This window comes from Ochrobactrum sp. SFR4, from assembly GCF_019730395.1.
GTDB lineage: Bacteria > Pseudomonadota > Alphaproteobacteria > Rhizobiales > Rhizobiaceae > Pseudochrobactrum.
In genome coordinates, this window is record NZ_JAAPBB010000920.1 from 1 (window position 1) to 262 (window position 262).

The following is a 262-nucleotide window of genomic DNA, read 5'->3' on the forward strand; positions in this document are numbered from 1 at the left end:
TGAAGGGCTTTTCTGCCGGACATGAAACTTATATGCCCGCCAAAATTGCCTTTTCGACAACAGTCAGCGCTTGTTCAAGTTCTTGCTGCGTAATGATGAGCGGCGGTGACAAGGTCAGCACATTACCCTGACTGATCTTGAAACTGACGCCGCTCTCCAGACAGCGGTAATAAACTGCTTCAGCCAGCGCATTATCCGGTTCTCGGCTTTGCCGGTCACGAACCAGCTCCACGCCGAACAGCAAGCCGCGTCCTCGCACATC

At 53.4% G+C, this 262-nt stretch carries 1 protein-coding gene; it reads right to left on the bottom strand.

The features are described 5' to 3' along the window. Positions 1–28: 28 nt before the first annotated feature. Positions 29–262, bottom strand: a 234-nt coding sequence (locus HBA93_RS21780) for an aminotransferase class III-fold pyridoxal phosphate-dependent enzyme (protein WP_221724637.1), incomplete at its 5' end; no start/stop codon positions are given.